Below are 19,539 nucleotides of genomic sequence, written 5' to 3'. Positions count from 1 at the left end.
GGGAGCCATGAGCGACGACAGCGGAACATCCGTACCCGCCCCCGCCGGGGCGCTGCGTGCCTGGCTGGCGGGCCGGGTCGCGGAGACGAGCGGAGTGGAGCCGGAGGAGATCGACACCGGCACCCCGTTCGATGTCTACGGCGTCAACTCGACCGACGCGGTGAGCCTGTCCGGGGAGCTGGCGGACCGGTTCGGGCTCCAGCTGGCCCCGACCGCGCTGTACGACCACCCCACCATCGACGCGCTGGTGGCGCATCTGGTGCCGGCCGCCCCGGCTCCGGCCGCCGCTGCCGGGCCCCTCGCGGCAGCACCGGCGGCGGACGACGACGACCCGGTGTGCGTCGTCGGCATGGCCTGCCGCTTCCCGGGCGGCGCCAACAGCCCGGAGCTGTTCTGGGAGTTGCTGTCCCAGGGCTACGACGCGTCCGCCGATGTCCCGGCGGACCGCTGGGACGCGTACGCCCGGTATGCGGAGGACCCGGACGCGCCGGGCAGCGCGTACACCACCCGGGGCGCCTTCGTCGACGATCTCGCGGGCTTCGACCCGGCCTTCTTCGGCATCTCGCCGCGCGAGGCGCTGCGCATGGACCCGCAACAGCGGATGCTGCTGGAGGTGGCCTGGCAGGCGCTCCAGGACGCGGGCTGCGCGCCGGACCGGCTGCGGGGCAGCACCACCGGCGTGTTCGTCGGGATGATGCCCGGCAACCAGTACGCCTCGCTCCAGCGCGAACGCGGCGGCCCCGAGGTGCTGGACGACCCGTACCTGGGCCTGGGCACCGCCTCCAGCGTGGTGGCGGGCCGGCTGTCGTACCTGCTGGACCTGCGCGGCCCGGCGCTGCTGCTGGACACCGCCTGCTCCTCCTCGCTGGTGGCGCTGCACCTGGCGGCGCGCAGTGTGCGGACGGGCGAGAGCGAGCTGGCGCTGGTGGGCGGGGTCAGCGCGATCCTGCACCCGGACACCTACCGGCAGGGCTCCAAGATGCGGATGCTCGCCCGGGACGGCCGCTGCAAGACCTTCGACGCCGCCGCCGACGGGTTCCTGATGGGCGAGGGCTGCGGCGTGGTCGTCCTGGAGCGGCTGAGCGAGGCGACGGCGCGCGGCCACCGGGTGCTGGCGGTGATCAAGGGTTCGGCCGTCAACCAGGACGGCACCAGCAACGGTCTGACCGCGCCCAACGGCACGGCGCAGCGGGCGGTGATCCGGGCGGCGCTCGCGGACGCCGGACTGACCCCGGACGACGTGGACTTCGTGGAGGCGCACGGGTCGGGCACCCTGCTGGGCGACTCCATCGAGATGACCGGGCTGCACGAGGTGTTCGGCCCCGGCCGCGAGGAGGACCGGCCGCTGGTGGTCGGCGCGGTGAAGACCAACGTCGGCCATCTGACGGGCGCGGCCGGGATGGCCGGGCTGATCAAGACGGTGCTGGCGCTGGAGCACGGGCGGATACCCCGCAACCTGCACCACAGCGAGCCCAGCCCGGCGATCGACTGGGACGGCTGCCCCACCCTGCTGCCGGACCGGCTCACCGACTGGCCGCGCCGGAGCGGGCCGCGCGTCGCGGGCGTGAGTTCCTTCGGCTGGTCCGGCACCAACAGCCATGTGGTGCTGGCCCAGGCGCCGCGCCCGGAGCGCGCGCCGGTACCGGCCGGCAGCCGGGTGCTGCCGCTGTCGGGCCGCACCCCGGAGGCGGTGCGGACCATGGCCGGGGAGCTGGCCGAGCGGCTGAGCGCCGGGGACGCGCCCCGGACGGACGATGTGGCGTTCACGCTGCGCACCGGCCGCAGTGTGCTGGAACAGCGGGCCGCGGTGAGCGGCGCGGACGCCGCCGGACTGGCCACCGCGCTGCGGCGGCTGGCGGACGGCGGCACCGTGCACGCCGTACCGCCGGGCGGGCCCGGGGCGCCGGTGACGCTGCTGCTGCCGGGCACCGGCGAGCTGCGGGTGGGCACCGGCCGGGAACTGTACGAGAGCCGGCCGGAGTTCCGCGCGGCCTTCGACGCGTGCGCCGCGGCGGCCGAGGCGGAACTGGGCCTGGATCTGCGGGAGGTGCTGTACCCGGCGGGCGCGGTGGAGGAGGCACCGACCGGGGCGTTCGGACCGGCGGCGGCGCGGGCCGGGGCGGACGCGGACTCACCGCTGCACACCCGGCTGGATGTCGGGCACGCGGCGGTGTTCGCGGTGGACTACGCCTGCGCCGCGCTGTGGCGGGCGCACGGGGTGACCCCGGCCGCGCTGCTGGGCTACAGCCTGGGCGAGTACGTGGCGGCGTGCCTGGCCGGGGTGTTCTCGCTGCCGGACGCGCTGCTGCTGGTGATCCGGCGGGCGCGGCTGGTGGCCGGTGCCGAGCCGGGCGCGATGACGACGGTGGCGCTGGCCCCCGAGCGGCTGACGCCGCTGCTGACCCCGGGCGTGCTGCTCGCGGCCACCAACGGACCGCTGACCTGTGTGGTGAGCGGCCCGGTGGACGCGGTGGCGGCCTTCGAGGAGCGGCTGCGCGCCGAGCGGGTGGCCTTCATGCGGATCGGGACCGACCGGGCGATGCACCATCCGCTGCTGGCCGAGCGGGCCGCCGAACTGGAGGCGCTGGTCGCTTCGTTGCCGCGCCACGCCCCCCGGGTGCCCTATGTCTCCAATGTGACGGGCGACTGGATCACCGAGGAGGAGGCCCGCGACCCGGGGTACTGGGCGCGGCATCTGTGCGGCACGGTCCGGTTCGCGGAGGGCGTGCGGCGGCTGGCGGACGGCCGGCCGCGGGTGCTGCTGGAGGCCGGCCCGGGACAGCTGGCCAGCTTCGCCACCCAGATCGCGACCGCCGAGGGCACGGCGGGCGAGCTGACCGCGCTGCCGACACTGCCCGGCGCCGCCGACCGGCGGGGCCCGGGGGCGCTGGTGGCCGCGACGCTCGCCCGGCTGTGGGAGCGCGGGGTGCCGGTGGAGTTCGCGCCGGGCGGGGACAGCGGCCGGGTGGTGACCCTGGACGGCTATCCGTTCGCGCACCAGCGGCTGTGGCCGGAGCCCGTCGCGCCCACGGCGCCGCAGTCGCCGCCCGCCGCCGGCTCCGCTCCCCCGGAGCCCGGGGTGTGGGCCCCGGTGTGGGAGCCGGACAGCGGCACCGCGGCGGCGCCCGCCGGCCCGTTCCTGATCTACGCCGACCGGCTCGGCACCGGCGAACGGCTGGCGGAACTGCTGCGGGAGAGCGGACCGAGCGTCCTGGTCACCGAGGGCCCGGCGTTCGCGCGCACCGGCGACGGCCGGTACACGGTGCGGCCCGGTGACGCCGGGGACCACGCCCGGCTGCTCACCGAACTGCCGCCGGAGCAGCTGCCGCGCACCGTGGTGCAGCTGTGGTCGCTCACCGGGGACACTCCGCCCGCGCCCGAGCGGGCCCAGGAGCTGGGCTTCACCGCGGTCCTCCGGGCCGCCGCCGCCCTGGCGGACCGGGTGCGCGAGCCGGTGCGGTGGCTGGTCGTCACCGACGGGGCGCAGGCGGTGCGCGCGGGGGAGCCGGCCGACGCCGGCAAGGCGACGCTGACCGGGCCGGCGCTGACCCTGCCGCAGGAGTACCCGGGCTGGTCCTGCCGGCTGCTCGACCTGGCCCCGGCCGGGGACCCCGGCGCGGCCGGGCGGCAGGCGGCCGAGGTCGCCGCCGAACTCGCCCGCACCGGCGCCGAGACCATGGTGGCCGTCCGGGACGGGGAGCGCTCCGTGCTGCGCCACCGCCCGGCCCCGGCGCCGGCCGGCCCGCCGGTGACACCGCGCGCGGACGGCGCCGTCCTGATCACCGGTGGGCTCGGCTCGCTCGGCCTGGTCATCGCCGGACATCTCGCGGAGCGGGCGCCGGGTATCGGCCTGGTGCTCACCGGCCGCTCGGGCCTGCCGCCGCGCGCCGAGTGGGAGGCGCTGCTGGACGGACCGCAGACCGCCGTGACCCGGCGGGTGCGCGGGGTGCTGGACCTGGAGCGGCGCGGCGCGCGGGTGCTGGTGCGGGCCGCCGACGCGGCCGATCCGGCGGCGCTGCGGGTGGCGATCGAGGAGGGGCGGTCCGCGTTCGGCGCGCTGACCGGCGTGGTGCACGCGGCCGGGCTGACCGACGCGGAGGTGTTCGCGCCGATCGCCGGGCTGACGGACGCCCAGGTGGCGGCGCACTTCGACGCGAAGGTGCGCGGCACCACCGCGCTGGCCGAGGCGCTGGAGGGCGAGCGGCCGGACTTCGTCCTGTTGATGTCGTCGATGTCGGCGGTGCTCGGCGGCCTCGGGTTCAGCGCGTACGCGGCGGCCAACGCCTTCCTCGACCGGTTCGCGCAGCGAATGCGTGCGCTGGGGCGGCCGGGCTGGCAGGCCATCGCCTGGGACACCTGGCGCTCCACCGTGGACGGGCCGGGCACGGGCGGGATCGGCGACTCCCTCAACCGGTTTTCGTTCACGCCCGCCCAGGGGCTCGCCGTCCTCGACCGGGTACTGGGCACCGCCGACGTGCTGGTGGTCGCCCAGGGCGACCTGGCGGCCCGGCTGGCGGCCTGGACGGGCGGCGCCCAGCAGACCGCCGCCCCGGCCGCCGCGCCGGTGCCGGGCGGTGCGGACCCGTTCGCCCGGCCGGGCGCGGAGGCGACCGCGGACGGCGCGGACATCGAACGGCGGCTGGCCGCGCAGTGGCGCGTCGCGCTGGGCAGCACCGAGGTCGGCACGCACGACAACTTCTTCGACCTGGGCGGCAATTCGCTGATCGGGATGCAGCTGATGAACTCCATCGGCAAGGAGTTCGGGCTGACGCTCCCGGCGGTGGCGCTCTTCGAGGCGCCGACCATCGGCGCCATGGCGGCCTATCTGCGGGAGCGGGGCGCGGGCGGCACGCCCGCCCCCGCACCGCCGGCCGCCGCCCCGGTGCCCGCACCGGTCCCCGTACCGGCCGCGCCCGCCGCACCCGCGGTGACCGCGGTCCCGGCCCCGGCCCCCGCGCCGCAGGCCGCGCCGGCCGCTGCCAACCCGGCCGACGACGACGCGATCGCCATCATCGGGATGGCCGGCCGCTTCCCCGGCGCGGCGGACCTGGAGCGGTTCTGGCAGGTGCTGCGGGACGGCGAGGAGACCATCTCGTTCTTCACCGAGGAGGAACTGGTCGCCGCCGGGGTGCCCGCCGAGCAGGCGGCCCGCCCCGACTACGTACGGGCCCGCCCGGTGCTGGACGACGTGGCCATGTTCGACGCGGAGTTCTTCGGCTACAACCCGCGCGAGGCCCGGCTGCTCGACCCGCAGCAACGGCTCTTCCTGGAGTGCTGCTGGGAGGCGCTGGAGAGCGCCGGATACGGCGACGGCGACCGGCCGCGCTCGGTGGCGGTGTACGGCGGCGCCAACATCTCCACCTACATCCGCAAGCTCTACGAGGACCCGGAGACGGCCGCGTCCGTCAACGAGTACCAAGTGGTCATCAGCAACGACAAGGACGCGCTGACCACCAACGTCTCCTACCGGTTCAATCTGTCCGGCCCCTCGCTGGGGGTGCAGACCTTCTGCTCGACCTCCCTGGTGGCCACTCATCTGGCGGCCCGCGCCCTGCTGGCCGGCGAGTGCGACATGGCGCTGGCGGGCGGGGTGTCGGTCCGGGTGCCGGATCGGGTGGGCCATGTGTTCCAGGAGGGCGGCATGGAGTCCCCCGACGGGCATGTGCGGACCTTCGACGCCGCCGCCCGGGGCTCGATCTTCGGTGACGGCTCGGCGGTGGTGCTGCTGAAGCGGCTGTCGCGGGCGCTGGCCGACGGCGACCCGGTGGCGGCCGTCATCCGGGGCTCGGCCGTCAACAACGACGGTTCGCTGAAGGTCGGCTTCACCGCGCCCAGCGTGCGCGGCCAGGCCGAGGTGATCAGCCGGGCGCTGACCGACGCCGGGGTGCACCCGGCGGAGGTGAGCTACGTCGAGGCGCACGGCACCGCCACCGAACTGGGCGACCCGATCGAGATGTCGGCGCTCGGCCGGGCCTTCGCCGGCGCCCCGGCGGGCAACTGCCGGGTCGGGTCGGTGAAGACCAACCTCGGGCACCTGGACCGGGCGGCGGGCGCCACCGGGCTGATCAAGACCGTGCTCGCCCTTCAGCACCGGCAGTTGCCGCCGAGCCTGCACTACACCACCCCCAACCCCGAGATCGACTTCGAGAACGGCCCGTTCCGGGTCACCACCGAGCTGACCCCGTGGGAGTCGCCCGCCGGCCGGCCCCGGATCGCGGGCATCAACTCGCTGGGGATGGGCGGCACCAATGTGCACGTCGTGCTCCAGGAGGCGCCGCCGCAGCGGGCCGGCTCCCCGGGCCGCGACGTCCAGGTGCTCACCCTGTCGGCACGCAGCCGGGAGGCGCTGGACGCGGCCGGGCGCGAGCTGGCCCGTCATCTGCGCCGCAACCCGCGGCTGCCGCTGGCGGACGTGGCGTTCACCCTCCAGGTGGGCCGGCAGCGGTTCGACGAGCGGCGCGCCCTGGTGGTGCGCGGCACCGAGGACGCGCTGCGGGCGCTGGAGAACGGCGCGGACGACGGGTACCAGCGGCGCGAGCGGCTGCGGGAACGTCCGGTCGGCTACCACTTCCCCGGTGCCGCCGCCTGGTACCCGGGCGCGGCGGCCGGTCTGTACCGCACCGAGGAGGCGTTCCGCACCGCCGTGGACGGCTGCCGGGAGGTGCTGCGCCCGCTGCTGGGCACCGATGTGCTGGAGCTGATCACCGGGGCGGCCGACGAGCCGGCCGCGCCGGGGGTGGAGGCGGCGGCGGTGTTCACCGCGCAGTACGCGCTGGCCGCCCTGTTCGCCGGGTGGGGGCTGCGCCCCGACACGGTGCGCGGCCAGGGGGTCGGCGGGCTGACGGCGGCCGTGGTGGCCGGGGTGATGTCCCTTCAGGACGCGCTCGCTCTGCTGGCCGAGCACGCCGGGATCGCCGCCGGGGAGGCCGGCGGGGACGGGGCCGGGGCGCTGACGTCCTGGATCCGTGCCAAGGTCGCCCTGAGCGCTCCCCGGCTGCCCGGGGCGGCGCCGGACGCCGCGACCGCCGCCGATCCCGCTCACTGGGCGCGGCTGCTGCTGGCGGAGGACACCGCGGCCGGTGAACCGCCCGCCGACCCGGACCGGTTGCTGCTGGTGCTGGGCCCGGACCCGGCGGCGGAGGCGGAGTCCACGGAGGACGCGTCCGGCACCGTGGTCCGGGTGCTCCCCGGCCGGGCCCGCCGGCATCAGGCGGTCACCGCCGTGCACGGCGCGCTCGCCCGGGCCTGGGTGCTGGGCACGGTGGTGGACTGGGACGCCTACCACGACGGTGAGATACGCAACCGGGTGCCGCTGCCCACGTATCCGTTCCAGCGCTCCCGGTACTGGATCGACACGCCCGACCGCCCGCTGGGCGCCTCCCGCCCGCAGGCGGCCCCGGGCGGCACCCCGGGCAACCGGCTGGCGGCGCTGCCCAAACTCCCCGCCGACCAGTGGCTCGCGGTGCCGGGCTGGCGCCAGCTGCCGCCGCGCGCGGCGGCCGGGGCCGACGGGCGCTGGCTGCTGCTGGCGGACGCGGCCGGGCTCGCCCCGGCGCTCGCCTCCCGGCTGCGGACGGCGGGGGCCACCACCGTGCTGGCCACCCCGGGCGCCCCGGGCAGCACGCTCACCAGGACCGCGCCGGACGCGTTCACCCTGGACGCGGCCGACGCCGGGCAGTGGAGCGAACTGCTGGCGGTGCTGCACGCCGAGGACCCGGGGCCGCTGCGGGTGGCGCATCTGTGGGGGGTGGACCCGGTGCCCGGCACGCTCACCGGCACCGACCGCGCCCGGTCCGCGTTCCACTCGCTGCTCGCGCTGCTCCAGGCGGCCGGCGGGGCGGGCGCCGCGGCGCCGCGGGGGATCGCGGTGATCACGGCCGGGGCGTGCGACGTCACCGGCGGCGAGCCGGTCGATCCGGCCAAGGCGACGGTGACCGGCCCGTGCAAGGTGGCCCCGCTGGAGTACCCGGGCCTGGACGTGCGGCACATCGACGTCATCGCGCCGCGCGGCAAGAAGGCGGCCGGCACGCTGGCCGGCCGGCTGCTGCCCGAGCTGACCGGGGAGCCCCCGCTGCCCGGCGAGCGGCAGCTGGCGCTGCGCGGCCGGCGCCGCTGGACCACCGCGCACAGCCCGCTGCCGTCCCGTCCGGCGCCCGAGCCGGGCGCGGTGCTGCGGGAGGAGGGCGTCTATCTGATCACCGGTGGCCTCGGCGGTATCGGCGGGGCGATGGCCGAGCGGCTGGCGTCCTCGGTACGGGCCCGCCTGGTACTGGCCGGCCGCTCCGAACTGCCGGACCGGGCCGACTGGGACCGGCTGACCGCCGATCCCGGCACCGACGCGGAGACGGTGCGCCGGATCGAGCTGGTGCGCGGTCTGGAGCGGGCGGGCGCGCAGGTGCTGGTGGTGGCGATGGACGCCGCCGACCCCGGCGCGGTGGACCGGGCGGTGGACGCCACGCTGGAGCGCTTCGGCCGGCTGGACGGCGTCCTGCACGCCGCCGGTGTACCGGGTCTTGGCGTCATGCAGTTCAAAACCGCCGAGGAGGCCACGGCGGTGCTGCGTCCCAAGCTGGCCGGCGCGCAGGTGCTGCGCGAGCGGCTGGCCCGCGAACAGGTGGAGTTCCTGGTGCTGTTCTCCTCGACGGCCGCCGTCACCGGCGGTGGTCCCGGCCAGGCGGACTACTGCGCGGCGAACGCGGCGCTGGGCGCGCACGCCGGTGCCGCCGCCAACACGTCCGGCGGGCCGCGGGTGGTGACGATCGACTGGGGCGAGTGGCGCTGGAACGCCTGGGACATGGCGCTGGCCGGTTTCGACGAGTCGACCACCGCCTTCCTGCGGGCCAACCGGGAACGGATCGGCATCACCTTCGACGAGGGCTGGCAGGCCCTGCTGAAGGTGCTGGACGGCGAGGACCCGCAGGTCGTGGTCTGCTCGCAGGACATCGGCGAACTGGCCGCGATCACCGCCGGGCTGGATCTGGCCCAGCTGGCCGGCCGGGCCGGGGACTCCCCGGGCGCCCGGCACCCGCGCCCCGAACTGGCGGTCGCTTACGCGGAGCCGGCCGAGGGCGAGGAGAGCGCGGTGGCCGAGCTGTGGGGCCGGGTGCTGGGGGTCGACGGGGTCGGCGCCGACGACGACTTCTTCGAACTGGGCGGCAACTCGCTGCTGGGCGTCGACCTGGTGCACCGGATGCGGGCGGCACTGGAGTGCCCGTGGCTGCCGCCGCATGTGCTGTACGAGGCGCCGACCGTCCGCGAGGTGGTCCGCCTGGCCCGATCGGCCGACAGCGCCGCCCAGGCGCCGGCCGCAACCAAACCCGCAACGCTGAGAGGGGCATCGGTATGACACGTGTCGGAGTGGTGGGTGCCGGGGTCATGGGCACCGGGCTCACCCAGAACCTGACCGAGCACGGCCACGAGGTGGTGCTCACCGACCGCAGCAAGGAGGCGCTGGACCGGGCGCGGGCGGAGATCGAGCGGTACGAGCGGTTCGGCGCGCTGCTGGGCGCCACCGGGCCGCAGCGGGCGGACATGACCCGCCGGGTGACGTACTCCACCGATGTGGCGGAGCTGGGCGAGGTGGAGTTCCTGGTGGAGAACATCACCGAGAACTGGGAGCTCAAGCGGGAGCTGTACCCGCGGCTGGACGCGGTGTGCCGGCCGGAGACGGTGTTCGCGGTGAACACCTCGGCGATCCCCATCACCAAGGTGGCCGCCAGGACGGGGCGGCCCGACCGGGTGCTGGGCATGCACTTCATGAACCCGGTGCCGATGAAGGGCACCGTGGAGGTCATCAAGGGCTGGCACACCTCGCAGCAGACCATCGACACCGCGCAGGCCCTCCTGGCGAGCGTCGGCAAGAGCGGGGTGCTGGTCAACGACTCCCCCGGCTTCGTGTCCAACCGGGTGCTGATGCTCACCATCAACGAGGCCGTGTTCCTGGTGGCCGACGGGGTGGCGACGGCCGAGCAGGTGGACCGGATCTTCACCGAGTGCTTCGGCCACACCATGGGCCCGCTGGCCACCGCCGACCTGATCGGCCTGGACACGATCCTCTACAGCATCGACGTGCTCTACGAGAACTTCCAGGACAGCAAGTACCGGCCGTGCCCGCTGCTCCAGCGGATGGTCGACGCGGGCCTGCACGGCCGCAAGTCCGGCGAGGGCTTCTTCCGTTACGCCGACGCCGCCTGACCCCTGCCATCCACCCCGCTCATCGCTATCTGCTCAAGGAGACGGAATGTCGGACCAGACCGGCCGCACCATCCGGGACTTCGTGCTCAGCCGCTTCCCGGGTGTCGAACTCGACGACGACGTGGACATCTTCACCCTGGGCTTCGTCAACTCCCTGTTCGCCATGGAGCTGGTGATGTTCCTGGAGAAGGAGTTCGGGCTGCGGATCCCCAACGAGGAGATGTCCCTGGACAACTTCCGTACCGTGTCGGCCATGTCGGCCCTGGTCGGGCGGCTGCGCACGCCGGACGCCGCCTCGGTCGGTGAGGCGTGAGCACGGCCGCGCCCCCCGGCACGGCCGGTGCCCGTGCCTTCGTCGACACCGAACTGATCCCGCACGCCGACGCGTTCGACCGGGACGAGGCCATCCCCGAGTGGCTGCTCGGCTCGGTCGCGGAGCACGGCTGGTGGGGTGCGGTGCGCACCGGCTCCATGGTGGAGTTCGCGGCGCTGCACGAGGAGATCGGCCGCGGCTGCTCGTCGCTGCGCAGCCTGCTGACAGTGCACAGCATGGCCCTGTACGCGGTGGACCGCTGGGGTGCGGACGCGCTGCGCGAGCGGTGGCTGGAGCCGCTGACGGCGGGGACGGCGCTGGGCGCGTTCTGTCTGACGGAGAGCGCGGCCGGCTCGGACTTCACCGCCGTGGAGGCGTCCGCCCGGCCCGCGCCGGGCGGCGGCTGGCTGCTGGACGGGCACAAGAAGTGGGTGACCGGCGGTGAACGCGCGGAGGTGTTCCTGGTGTTCGCCCGCACCGGGCGCGGGGTCAGCGCGTTCCTGGTGGAGGCCGGCGCGCCGGGCGTCTCCCGTACCCCGGTGCGGGGGCTGCTGGGCACCCGGGCCGCGCTGACCGCCGAGGTCCGCTTCGAAGGGGCCCGGCTGCCGGCGGCGGCGCTGCTGGGCGCCGAGGGCATGGGGACCGCGATCGCCACCGGGGTGCTGGACATCGGCCGGCACTCGGTGGCCGCCGGCTCCACCGGCATCATCGCGGCGGCCCTGGAGGGCAGCGTCCGGCACGCGGCCGGGCGCCGCCAGGGCGGGGCGCTGCTGGGCGAACACCAGCTGATCCAGCGGCTGATCACCCGCATGGCGGTGGATCTGCGGGCGGCCCGCGCGCTGTGCCGGGACGCGGGGGCGCTCAAGGACGCCGGCGATCCGGCGACCCTGATGGCCACCTGCGCCGCCAAGTACTTCGCCTCGACCGCCGCGATGCGGGCCGCCACCGACGCGGTGCAGATCCACGGCGCGGTGGGCTGCTCCGACGGGCATCCGGCGAACCGGCTGTTCCGGGACGCCAAGATCATGGAGATCATCGAGGGCAGCTCCCAGATCCAGGAAATTCTCATCGCGCAGCACGCGCTGACCGCCGCCGGCGCCGGGCGCCCGCGGACACCGGAAGGGGGAGCGTCATGACCGGGGACGGCCGGGGCCGCGTCAAATGCCTGGTGTGGGATCTGGACCACACGGTGTGGGACGGGGTGCTGCTGGAGGACGGGGAGGTGCGTCTGCGTCCCGGGGTGCTGGAGACGCTGCGGGCGCTGGACGAGCGGGGCATCCTGCTCTCCGTCGCCAGCCGCAACGACCACGAGGTGGCGATGCGGCGGCTGACGGAGCTGGGTATCGCCGAGTACTTCCTGGCCCCGCAGATCACCTGGGGCCCGAAGTCGGTGTCGGTGGAGGCGGTCGCCAAGTCCCTCAACATCGGGATCGACGCGCTGGCGTTCATCGACGACCAGCCCTTCGAGCTGGAGGAGGTGGCGTTCGCCCACCCCCAAGTGCTGTGCGTGCACGCGGACACGGTGGCCGAGCTGCCCGGCCGCCCGGAGTTCACCCCGCGCTTCCGCACCGAGGACGCCGCCCGCCGCCGGGAGATGTACCGCAGCAGCGAGGCCCGGGTGCGGGCGGAGGAGAGCTTCGAGGGCGCGGGCGAGGAGTTCCTGTCCACCCTCGGCATGGTCTTCACCATCGACCGCGCGCAGGTGAGCGACCTCCAGCGGGCGGAGGAGCTGACGGTGCGCACCAATCAGCTCAACTCCACCGGTGCCACCTACTCCTACGAGGAGCTGGAGGCGCTGTCGGCGTCCGAGGACCATCTGCTGCTGATGGCCGGTCTGGAGGACCGGTTCGGCAGTTACGGCCGGATCGGGCTCGCCCTGGTGGAGACGGCCGGGCCCGAGTGGCGGCTGAAGCTGCTGCTGATGTCCTGCCGGGTGATGAACCGGGGCGTGGGCACCGTGCTGCTGCACCACGTGATGCGGCTGGCGCGGGAGAACGGGGCGCGGCTGACGGCCGCCTTCGTGCCCACCGACCGCAACCGGGTGATGTACGTGACCTACCGGTTCGCCGGCTTCGAGGAGACCGGCCGTACCGGGGACGCGCTGGTGCTCACCGCGCCCGACGCCGAGGTGCCGCAGCCGCCCCCGTACCTCGACCTCCGCATCGGCGGCTGACCCCGTCCCTCTCCCGGCTGGAAGGAGCCACCATGACCGCGCACGACGTACCGCAGCCCCAGCGCAAGGACTTCTCGGCGCTGGCCCGGGGCGGGCTGGACTTCGACAGTCTGCCGCTGCGGCTGTTCCGCAAGGGCCACGCGAAGGCGTGGAACCCGGCCGATCTGGATTTCTCCCGCGACGCCGAGGACTGGGCGCGGCTCGACGACGTGTCGCGCGAGGCGTTCACCGGCCTGTGCGCGATGTTCCTGGCGGGCGAGGAGGCCGTCACCCACGACCTCCAGCCGTTCATGGCCGCCATGTCGCACGAGGGACGGCTGGCGGACGAGATGTATCTGACCCAGTTCTGCTACGAGGAGGCCAAGCACACCGAGGTCTTCCGGATGTGGCTGGACGCGGTGGGGCTGCACGAGGACCTGAACGGCCTGGTCGCCGACAACCCCGGCTACCGGCGGATCTTCTTCGACGCGCTGCCGGAGTCGCTGGACCGGCTGCGGCACGACCCGACCCCGCGGAACCAGGTGCGGGCGTCGGTCACCTACAACCACGTGGTGGAGGGCGTGCTGGCGCTGACCGGGTACTTCGCCTGGACCCGGATCTGCACCGAGCTGAACATCTTCCCCGGCATGCGGCAGATGATCTCCCGCATCCGGGACGACGAGCGGCGGCACATGGCGTGGGGCACCTACACCTGCCGCCGGCTGGTGGCCGCCGACCCGGACAACTGGCAGGTCGTCACCCGGCGGATGCGGGAGCTGCTGCCGCACGCCATCCGGCAGATCCAGCACGCCACCCGCGACTACCCGGCCGATCTGTTCGGTCTGGTGATGCGCGATCTGCTGGAGTACGCCACCGAGTGCGCGGGACGGCGGCTGCACGCGATCGAGTCGGCGCTGTCGGAGACGGCGGGCGGGCTGCGGCTCGACACCGTCTCGGAGGACCTGGAGGAGGAGATCGCGGACGAGGAACGCCGGGCGCTGGCGGTCTCCGGCGAGAGCGTGGTGGCGGGCTGACGTGGACGCCACCACCTCGGTGGGCCGCGCCGCCGACTGGCTGCCGGCTGGCCCGCCGCCCCAGGGGGCGCTGCCGCTGGTGTGCTTCCCGCACGCCGGTGCCGGGGCCTCGGTCTTCCAGGTGTGGGAGGGCCGGCTGCCGCCGGGCACGGTGCTGTGCCCGGTGCAGCCGCCCGGCCGCGAGAACCGGTTCCGGGAGCCGCCGCTGCGGGACGCGCGCACGGTGGTGAACGCGGCGGCCGAGGTGCTGCTGCCGCATCTCACCGGCCCGTTCGCGGTGTTCGGGCACAGCATGGGCGCGCTGCTGGCCTACGCCTTCACCCGGGAACTGCGGCGGCGCGGCGCCCCGCTGCCGGTGGCGCTGTTCGTGTCGGGGCGGGTGGCGCCCGAGGTGCGGGCCCCGGGCCCGCCGGTGCACGAGCTGCCCGCGCCGGACTTCCTGCGCTTTCTGCACTCGCTGGGCGGCATCCCCGAACACATCCTGACCAGGCCGGCGTTCACCGAGATGATGGTGCCGCTGCTGCGCGCGGACATCGCGGTCAACCTCACCCACCCCTACGAGGAGGAACCGCCGCTGCCGGTGCCGCTGACGGCGTTCGCCGGATCGCTGGACAGCAATGTGCCGGTGCGCTGGGTACGGCCGTGGGCGGGGCACACCAGTGCCGGGTTCCGGCTGCGGGTGGTGCCCGGCGGCCACTTCTTCCCGTACGAGAACCCGGCCTCCGTGCTGGAGCCGATCGGCGCGGCGCTGGAGGAGGTCCGGTGAGCGGCGCGGCGGCGACGGCGGCCCGTGCCCCGTACCGGACGGGTATGGCGGCGGGGACGGTGGATGTGTGGCACATCCGGCTGCCGGAGCCGGGCGCCGGCGCGGCCGGTCCCGCGCCGCTGCTGGACGCCGGGGAACGGGCCCGGGCGGCGCGGATGGCCACCGAGCGGGACCGCCTCGCGTTCACCGTGGCCAGGACCGCGCTGCGGGACATCCTCGGCCGCTATCTGGACCGCGACCCGGCCGCGCTGCGGTTCAGCGCGGGACGGTACGGCAAGCCGTACGTGGAGAACGCGGGCCTGGCGTTCAACCTCTCGCACACCCGGGGCGCCGCGCTGCTGGCGCTGGCGGCGCCGGGCCCGGTCGGGGTGGACATCGAGCGGATCACCGGCCAGGACCGCACGGCCCTGGCCGAGCGGTGGTTCGCGCCGGCGGAGGCGGCGGCGGTACGGGCGGCGGCCCGCGCCGGTGACCGGGCGCCGTTCTGGGCGTACTGGACCTGCAAGGAGAGCTATGTGAAGGCGCTGGGCCTGGGCCTGGCGCATCCGCTGGACCGCTTCGAGGTGCGGTTCGCCGAAGCCACCGCCGACGCCGCGGTCTTCGAGGGCGGGCGGCACCGCGCGGCGTGGCGGATGCGGCGGCTGGATCTGCCCGCCGGCTACGCGGGCGCGGTGACCGTACGCGGGCCGCTGACCCTGCTGCGCACCTGGTCGTGGACGCCCGGCGCGGCGCCCGCGACCCGACCGGAAGGTTTGTCGCACCATGGATGACTCGTTCGACTACATCATCGTCGGGGCGGGGGCCTCGGGGGCGCCCCTGGCGGAGCGGCTGAGCGCCGATCCGGCCCGCAGCGTGCTGCTCCTGGAGGCGGGGCCGGCCGACAGCGACCCGTCGATCCGGGTGCCGGCGGCCTATCTGTCGCTGTTCGGCGGCCCGTTCGACTGGGCGCGGCGCACCGTGCCGCAGCGCGGTCTCGGCGGGCGGGAGATCTACTGGCCGGCCGGGCGCACCCTGGGCGGCTCGTCCTCGGTCAACGCCATGATGTGGGTGCGCGGCTTCCCGGAGGACTACGACGCCTGGGAGCGGCTGGCGGGTCCGGAGTGGGGCCGGCGGGCCGTCACCCGGTGCTTCGACGCGCTGGAGGACCGGGAGGATCCGCTGGCGGCCGGGCGCCGTACCGGGGGCGGGCCGATGCCGGTGCGGATGCAGCGCGACCCGAATCCGCTCACGGCGGCGTTCCTGGCGGCGGCCCAGGAGGCGGGGCTGACCGAGGTGTCGGTGGACGGGTACGCGACGGCCGAGCGCGGCGGTCGCACGGCGGTGACGCAGCGCGAGGGGGCCCGGTTCAGCACCGCCGACGCCTTTCTGCGCCCGGCGGCCGGCCGGACCAATCTGACGGTGCGCACCGGGGCCGCGGCCCGCCGGGTGCTGTTCACCGGGCGGCGGGCGAGCGGGGTGGAGTATCTGCACGGGGGCCGGCTGGTCGCCTCGGGGGCGCGGGCGGAGGTGGTGCTGTGCGGCGGCGCCGTCAACACCCCGCAGCTGCTGAAGCTGTCGGGGATCGGCCCGGCCCGCGAGCTGCGGCGGTTCGGTATCCCGGTGCTGGCCAACCGGCCCGAGGTGGGGCGGAATCTGGCCGACCATCTGGTGACGATGCGGGTGGTGGCCAGCCGGGAGCCGATCAGCCTGTTCGACGCGGCCTCGGCGCGCGAGATGGTGCGCTACGGGCGGTACCGGCGCGGGAAGCTGACCTCCAACCTCGGCGAGGCGTACACCTTCGCGCGCAGCGATCCGTCGCTGGCGCTGCCGGATCTGGAGCTGCTGTTCGCGCCCGGCCCCTACCTGGAGGAGGGGCTGACGCTGGGCGAGGGGCACGCGTTCTCAGTGGGTGCGGTGCTGCTCCAGCCGCACAGCCGGGGCGAGGTGCGGCTGAACTCGCCCGATCCGGCCGAGGCGCCGCTGATCGACCCGCGCTATCTGAGCGACCGGCGGGGCGCGGACCGGGCGGCGCTGACCGCCGGCGCCCGCTGGATCGAGAAGGTGCTGGCCGCCCCGTCGCTGGCCCGGTACGCGGGCGGGAACCTCCAGCCGGCCGGTGCGGCGGCGGACCCGGACGCCGTGGTCGAGTCCTGCTCGCACTCCCTGTACCACCCGGTGGCCACCTGCCGGATGGGCCGCGACCCGGCCTCGGTCGTCGACCCGGAGCTGCGGGTGCGCGGCGTGGAGGGGCTGCGGATCGCGGACGCCTCGGTCATCCCGCAGATCATCCGGGGCCACACCTGCGCACCGGCCATCGTGGTCGGGCTGCGCGCCGCCGACCTCATCGGCAGCCGCCCGGTGCGGCGCCGGGAAATGGAGACCGCCCCATGAGCCGCACCCGCCGGGTGGGCCCCGGGCGCACCACAGGATTACGCCGGTTACGGGCCGCGTCGCTGACCGGCGCCCTGCTCGCCACGCTGCTCGCCCCGCTGACGGCGGGTACGGCGCAGGCCGGCGGACCGCCGCCGGGGCCCGGCGGATCGTGGGCGGGCAGCTGGGCGACGGCGCCCACCCTGCCGCACAGCAGCGGCCCCTCGGCCGAGGGGTTCGCGGACCAGACGATCCGGCAGCCGCTGCGGGCGACCCGCGGCGGCGAGTGGGTGCGGCTGCGGCTGTCCAACGTGTACGGCACCGGGCCGCTCACCGCGGACGCGCTGTCGCTCGCCCTGCCCCGGGGGCCCGGCGGCATCCGGCCGGGCTCCAGCACCGGTGTCACCTTCGGCGGCGCCACCTCGGTCACCGTCCCGGCGGGCGAGGAGGTGCTCAGCGACCCGGTGGCGTTCCGGGTGCGCCCGGACACCGATGTGATCGCCAGTCTGCACGTGGGCGCACCGACCGGGCCCACCACCTGGCACCGGCTCGCCAACCGCACGGTGTACGTCTCGGCCCCCGGCTCCGGCGACCGCCGCGAGGACCCGACCGCCGCCGCGTTCCCGACCACCCTCGACTCGTACTTCTTCGTCACCGGTCTCGATGTCGCCACCGACGGCGACCCGGGCACCGTGGTGGCGATCGGCGCCTCGCACACCGACGGCGTCGGCTCCACCCGGGACGCCGCCCGCTCCTACCCGAGCGTGCTGGCCCGCCGGCTCGGCGGCGAGGTCGGCGTGCTCAACGCCGGCATCGGCGCCAACCAGGTCGTCAACGACACCGTGTACGGCAGTATCGGCGCGCTCGGCCGCTTCGACCGCGACGTGCTGGACCAACCCGGGGTGCGCGACGTGCTGTTCATCCAGGGCATCAACGACATCCTCGGCGCCCACTACTTCCCCGACGAGGCGCCCACCGCCGGCGAGGTCATCGCCGCCTACCAGGAGCTGACCGACCGGGCCCACGCCCGGGGGCTGCGGATCATCGGCGGGACGCTCGGCCCGTTCCGCGGGGTGCCGGAGTTCACCGAGGAACGCGAGGCGATGCGGCAGACGCTCAATACCTGGATCCGGGAGGAGAGCGGCTTCGACGGGGTCATCGACCTGGACCGGCTGTGGCGCGACCCGGCCGACCCCTCGGCGCTCAACCCCGTCTACGACACCGGCGACCGGCTGCACCCGAACGACGCCGGGTACGCCGCGCTGGCCGAAGCGATCGACCTCGGCTGCCTGTCCGCCGGGCCCGGGGCCACCGGCCCCGCACCGACCGCCGGGGAGCGCAGGGACTGCACTCCCCCGTCCATCCAGCACACCGGAGACCGTCCATGAGAATCCGCGGAGCCGCACCCCTCGTCCTCGCCCTGGCCGCCCTGCTGGCGCCGGCGGCCACCGCAGCGCACGCCGCCGCCGACCGGCCGGAAGCCTCGGCCGCAGGCTGGACCGGCAGCTGGTCCGCCGCGCCCACCGTCCCGTTCGCCGCCGGGATCTCCGCCGAGGGCTTCGAGAACCGGACGATCCGCCAGCCGCTGCGGGCCAGCACCGGCGGGGAGCAGATCCGGGTCCGGCTGTCCAATGTGTACGGCACGGGGCCGCTCACCGTGGACGCGCTGTCGGTGGCCCGGCCGCGCGGCACCGGCGGCATCGCGCCCGGCTCCAGCACCGACGTCACCTTCGGCGGCGCCGCCTCGGTCACCGTCCCGGCGGGCGAGGAGGTCACCAGCGACCCGGTCGCCTTCGCGGTGCGCCCCGACACGGACGTGATCGCCAGCCTCTACGTCGCCGGGCCGACCGGCCCCACCACCTGGCACCGGCTCGCCAACCGCACCGTCCACCTGTCGGAACCGGGCGACCACCGGGAGAAGGTGACGGCGGCGCAGTTCCCGGACACCATCACCTCGTTCTTCTTCGTCAGCGGCCTGGAGGTCGCCACCGACGGCGACCCCGGCTCCGTGGTCGCATTCGGCGACTCCCTCACCGACGGCGTCGGCTCCACCCTGGACGCCGCCCGCTCCTACCCGAGCGTGCTGGCCCGCCGGCTCGGCGGCGAGGTCGGCGTCCTGAACACCGGGATCGGCGCCAACCAGGTCGTCAACGACACCGAGTACGGCAGCGTCGGCGCGCTCGGCCGCTTCGACCAGGACGTGCTCACCCAGCCCGGGGTGCGGGACGTCATCTGGCTCGAAGGGCTCAACGACATCCTGGGCGCCGCCTACTTCCCCGACGAGGCGCCCACCGCCGAGGAGGTCATCGACGCGTACCGGACCATCATCGACCGCGCGCACGACCACGGGCTGCGCATCATCGGCGCCACCCTGCCGCCGTTCCGCGACGCCGCCGAGTGGACCGCGGAGGGCGAGGCCATGCGGCAGACCCTCAACGCCTGGATCCGCGACGAGAGCGGCTTCGACGGCATCCTCGACGCGGACGTGGTGTGGCGGGACGCCGCCGACCCGGTGCGGCTGAACCCGGCCTACGCCTCCGGTGACGGACTGCATCCGAACGACGCCGGCTACCGCGCGCTCGCCGAGGCCGTCGATCTGAGCTGCCTGTCGACAGGACCGCAGGTGAGGGGCGCCCTGAGCGAACGGGAGGACTGCACCCTCGGCTGAGTGCGGAAGTCCGCAGCACGGCCCGGGTGCTCGCATCATTACGGTGAGCCACCGGCTTTCCTA

General features: G+C 75.3%; 11 protein-coding genes. All 11 read left to right on the top strand.

Annotation, left to right across the window (positions count from 1 at the left end):
* Positions 1 to 7 precede the first annotated feature (7 nt).
* Genes BM385_RS07105 through BM385_RS07055 form a run of 11 tightly spaced genes read left to right on the top strand, consistent with a single transcriptional unit; the run spans position 8 to position 19,476 of the window.
* Positions 8 to 9,346 (top strand): type I polyketide synthase, encoded by a 9,339-nt coding sequence (locus BM385_RS07105; RefSeq protein WP_175542932.1) that lies wholly within the window; start codon positions 8 to 10, stop codon positions 9,344 to 9,346.
* The gene (locus tag BM385_RS07100) at positions 9,343 to 10,194 is read left to right on the top strand and encodes a 3-hydroxyacyl-CoA dehydrogenase family protein (RefSeq protein WP_175542931.1); all 852 of its coding nucleotides are present in this window, start codon (positions 9,343 to 9,345) and stop codon (positions 10,192 to 10,194) included. Before BM385_RS07105 ends, BM385_RS07100 begins: the two co-directional genes overlap by 4 nt.
* Before the next feature lie 46 nt (positions 10,195 to 10,240).
* Positions 10,241 to 10,507, top strand: coding sequence for an acyl carrier protein (locus tag BM385_RS07095; protein ID WP_019435426.1), 267 nt, complete (start codon positions 10,241 to 10,243; stop codon positions 10,505 to 10,507).
* Positions 10,504 to 11,643, top strand: coding sequence for an acyl-CoA dehydrogenase family protein (locus tag BM385_RS07090; RefSeq protein ID WP_093842491.1), 1,140 nt, complete (start codon positions 10,504 to 10,506; stop codon positions 11,641 to 11,643). The genes BM385_RS07095 and BM385_RS07090 overlap by 4 nt, the downstream gene beginning before the upstream one ends.
* On the top strand, positions 11,640 to 12,680 hold the full coding sequence (locus BM385_RS07085) for an HAD-IIIC family phosphatase (RefSeq protein ID WP_093842490.1): 1,041 nt from the start codon (positions 11,640 to 11,642) through the stop codon (positions 12,678 to 12,680). Before BM385_RS07090 ends, BM385_RS07085 begins: the two co-directional genes overlap by 4 nt.
* Positions 12,681 to 12,712: 32 nt before the next feature.
* Complete coding sequence (locus tag BM385_RS07080; protein WP_093842489.1) at positions 12,713 to 13,693, top strand: R2-like ligand-binding oxidase; 981 nt, start codon at positions 12,713 to 12,715, stop codon at positions 13,691 to 13,693.
* Between the two features lies 1 nt (position 13,694).
* The gene (locus tag BM385_RS07075) at positions 13,695 to 14,459 is read left to right on the top strand and encodes a thioesterase II family protein (protein WP_019435430.1); all 765 of its coding nucleotides are present in this window, start codon (positions 13,695 to 13,697) and stop codon (positions 14,457 to 14,459) included.
* Positions 14,456 to 15,229: a 4'-phosphopantetheinyl transferase family protein gene (locus tag BM385_RS07070; protein ID WP_093842488.1), complete on the top strand. Its 774-nt coding sequence runs from the start codon at positions 14,456 to 14,458 to the stop codon at positions 15,227 to 15,229. Before BM385_RS07075 ends, BM385_RS07070 begins: the two co-directional genes overlap by 4 nt.
* Entirely contained in the window at positions 15,222 to 16,829 is a 1,608-nt protein-coding gene (locus BM385_RS07065; protein ID WP_093842487.1) for a GMC family oxidoreductase, read from the top strand. Before BM385_RS07070 ends, BM385_RS07065 begins: the two co-directional genes overlap by 8 nt.
* Complete coding sequence (locus tag BM385_RS07060) at positions 16,826 to 18,196, top strand: SGNH/GDSL hydrolase family protein (RefSeq protein WP_093842486.1); 1,371 nt, start codon at positions 16,826 to 16,828, stop codon at positions 18,194 to 18,196. Before BM385_RS07065 ends, BM385_RS07060 begins: the two co-directional genes overlap by 4 nt.
* Entirely contained in the window at positions 18,193 to 19,476 is a 1,284-nt protein-coding gene (locus BM385_RS07055) for an SGNH/GDSL hydrolase family protein (protein ID WP_093842485.1), read from the top strand. The genes BM385_RS07060 and BM385_RS07055 overlap by 4 nt, the downstream gene beginning before the upstream one ends.
* Positions 19,477 to 19,539: the final 63 nt, after the last annotated feature.

The organism is Streptomyces harbinensis (genome assembly GCF_900116145.1).
Classification (GTDB): domain Bacteria; phylum Actinomycetota; class Actinomycetes; order Streptomycetales; family Streptomycetaceae; genus Streptomyces; species Streptomyces carpaticus.
This window is presented reverse-complemented; position numbering and strand designations above follow the sequence as displayed.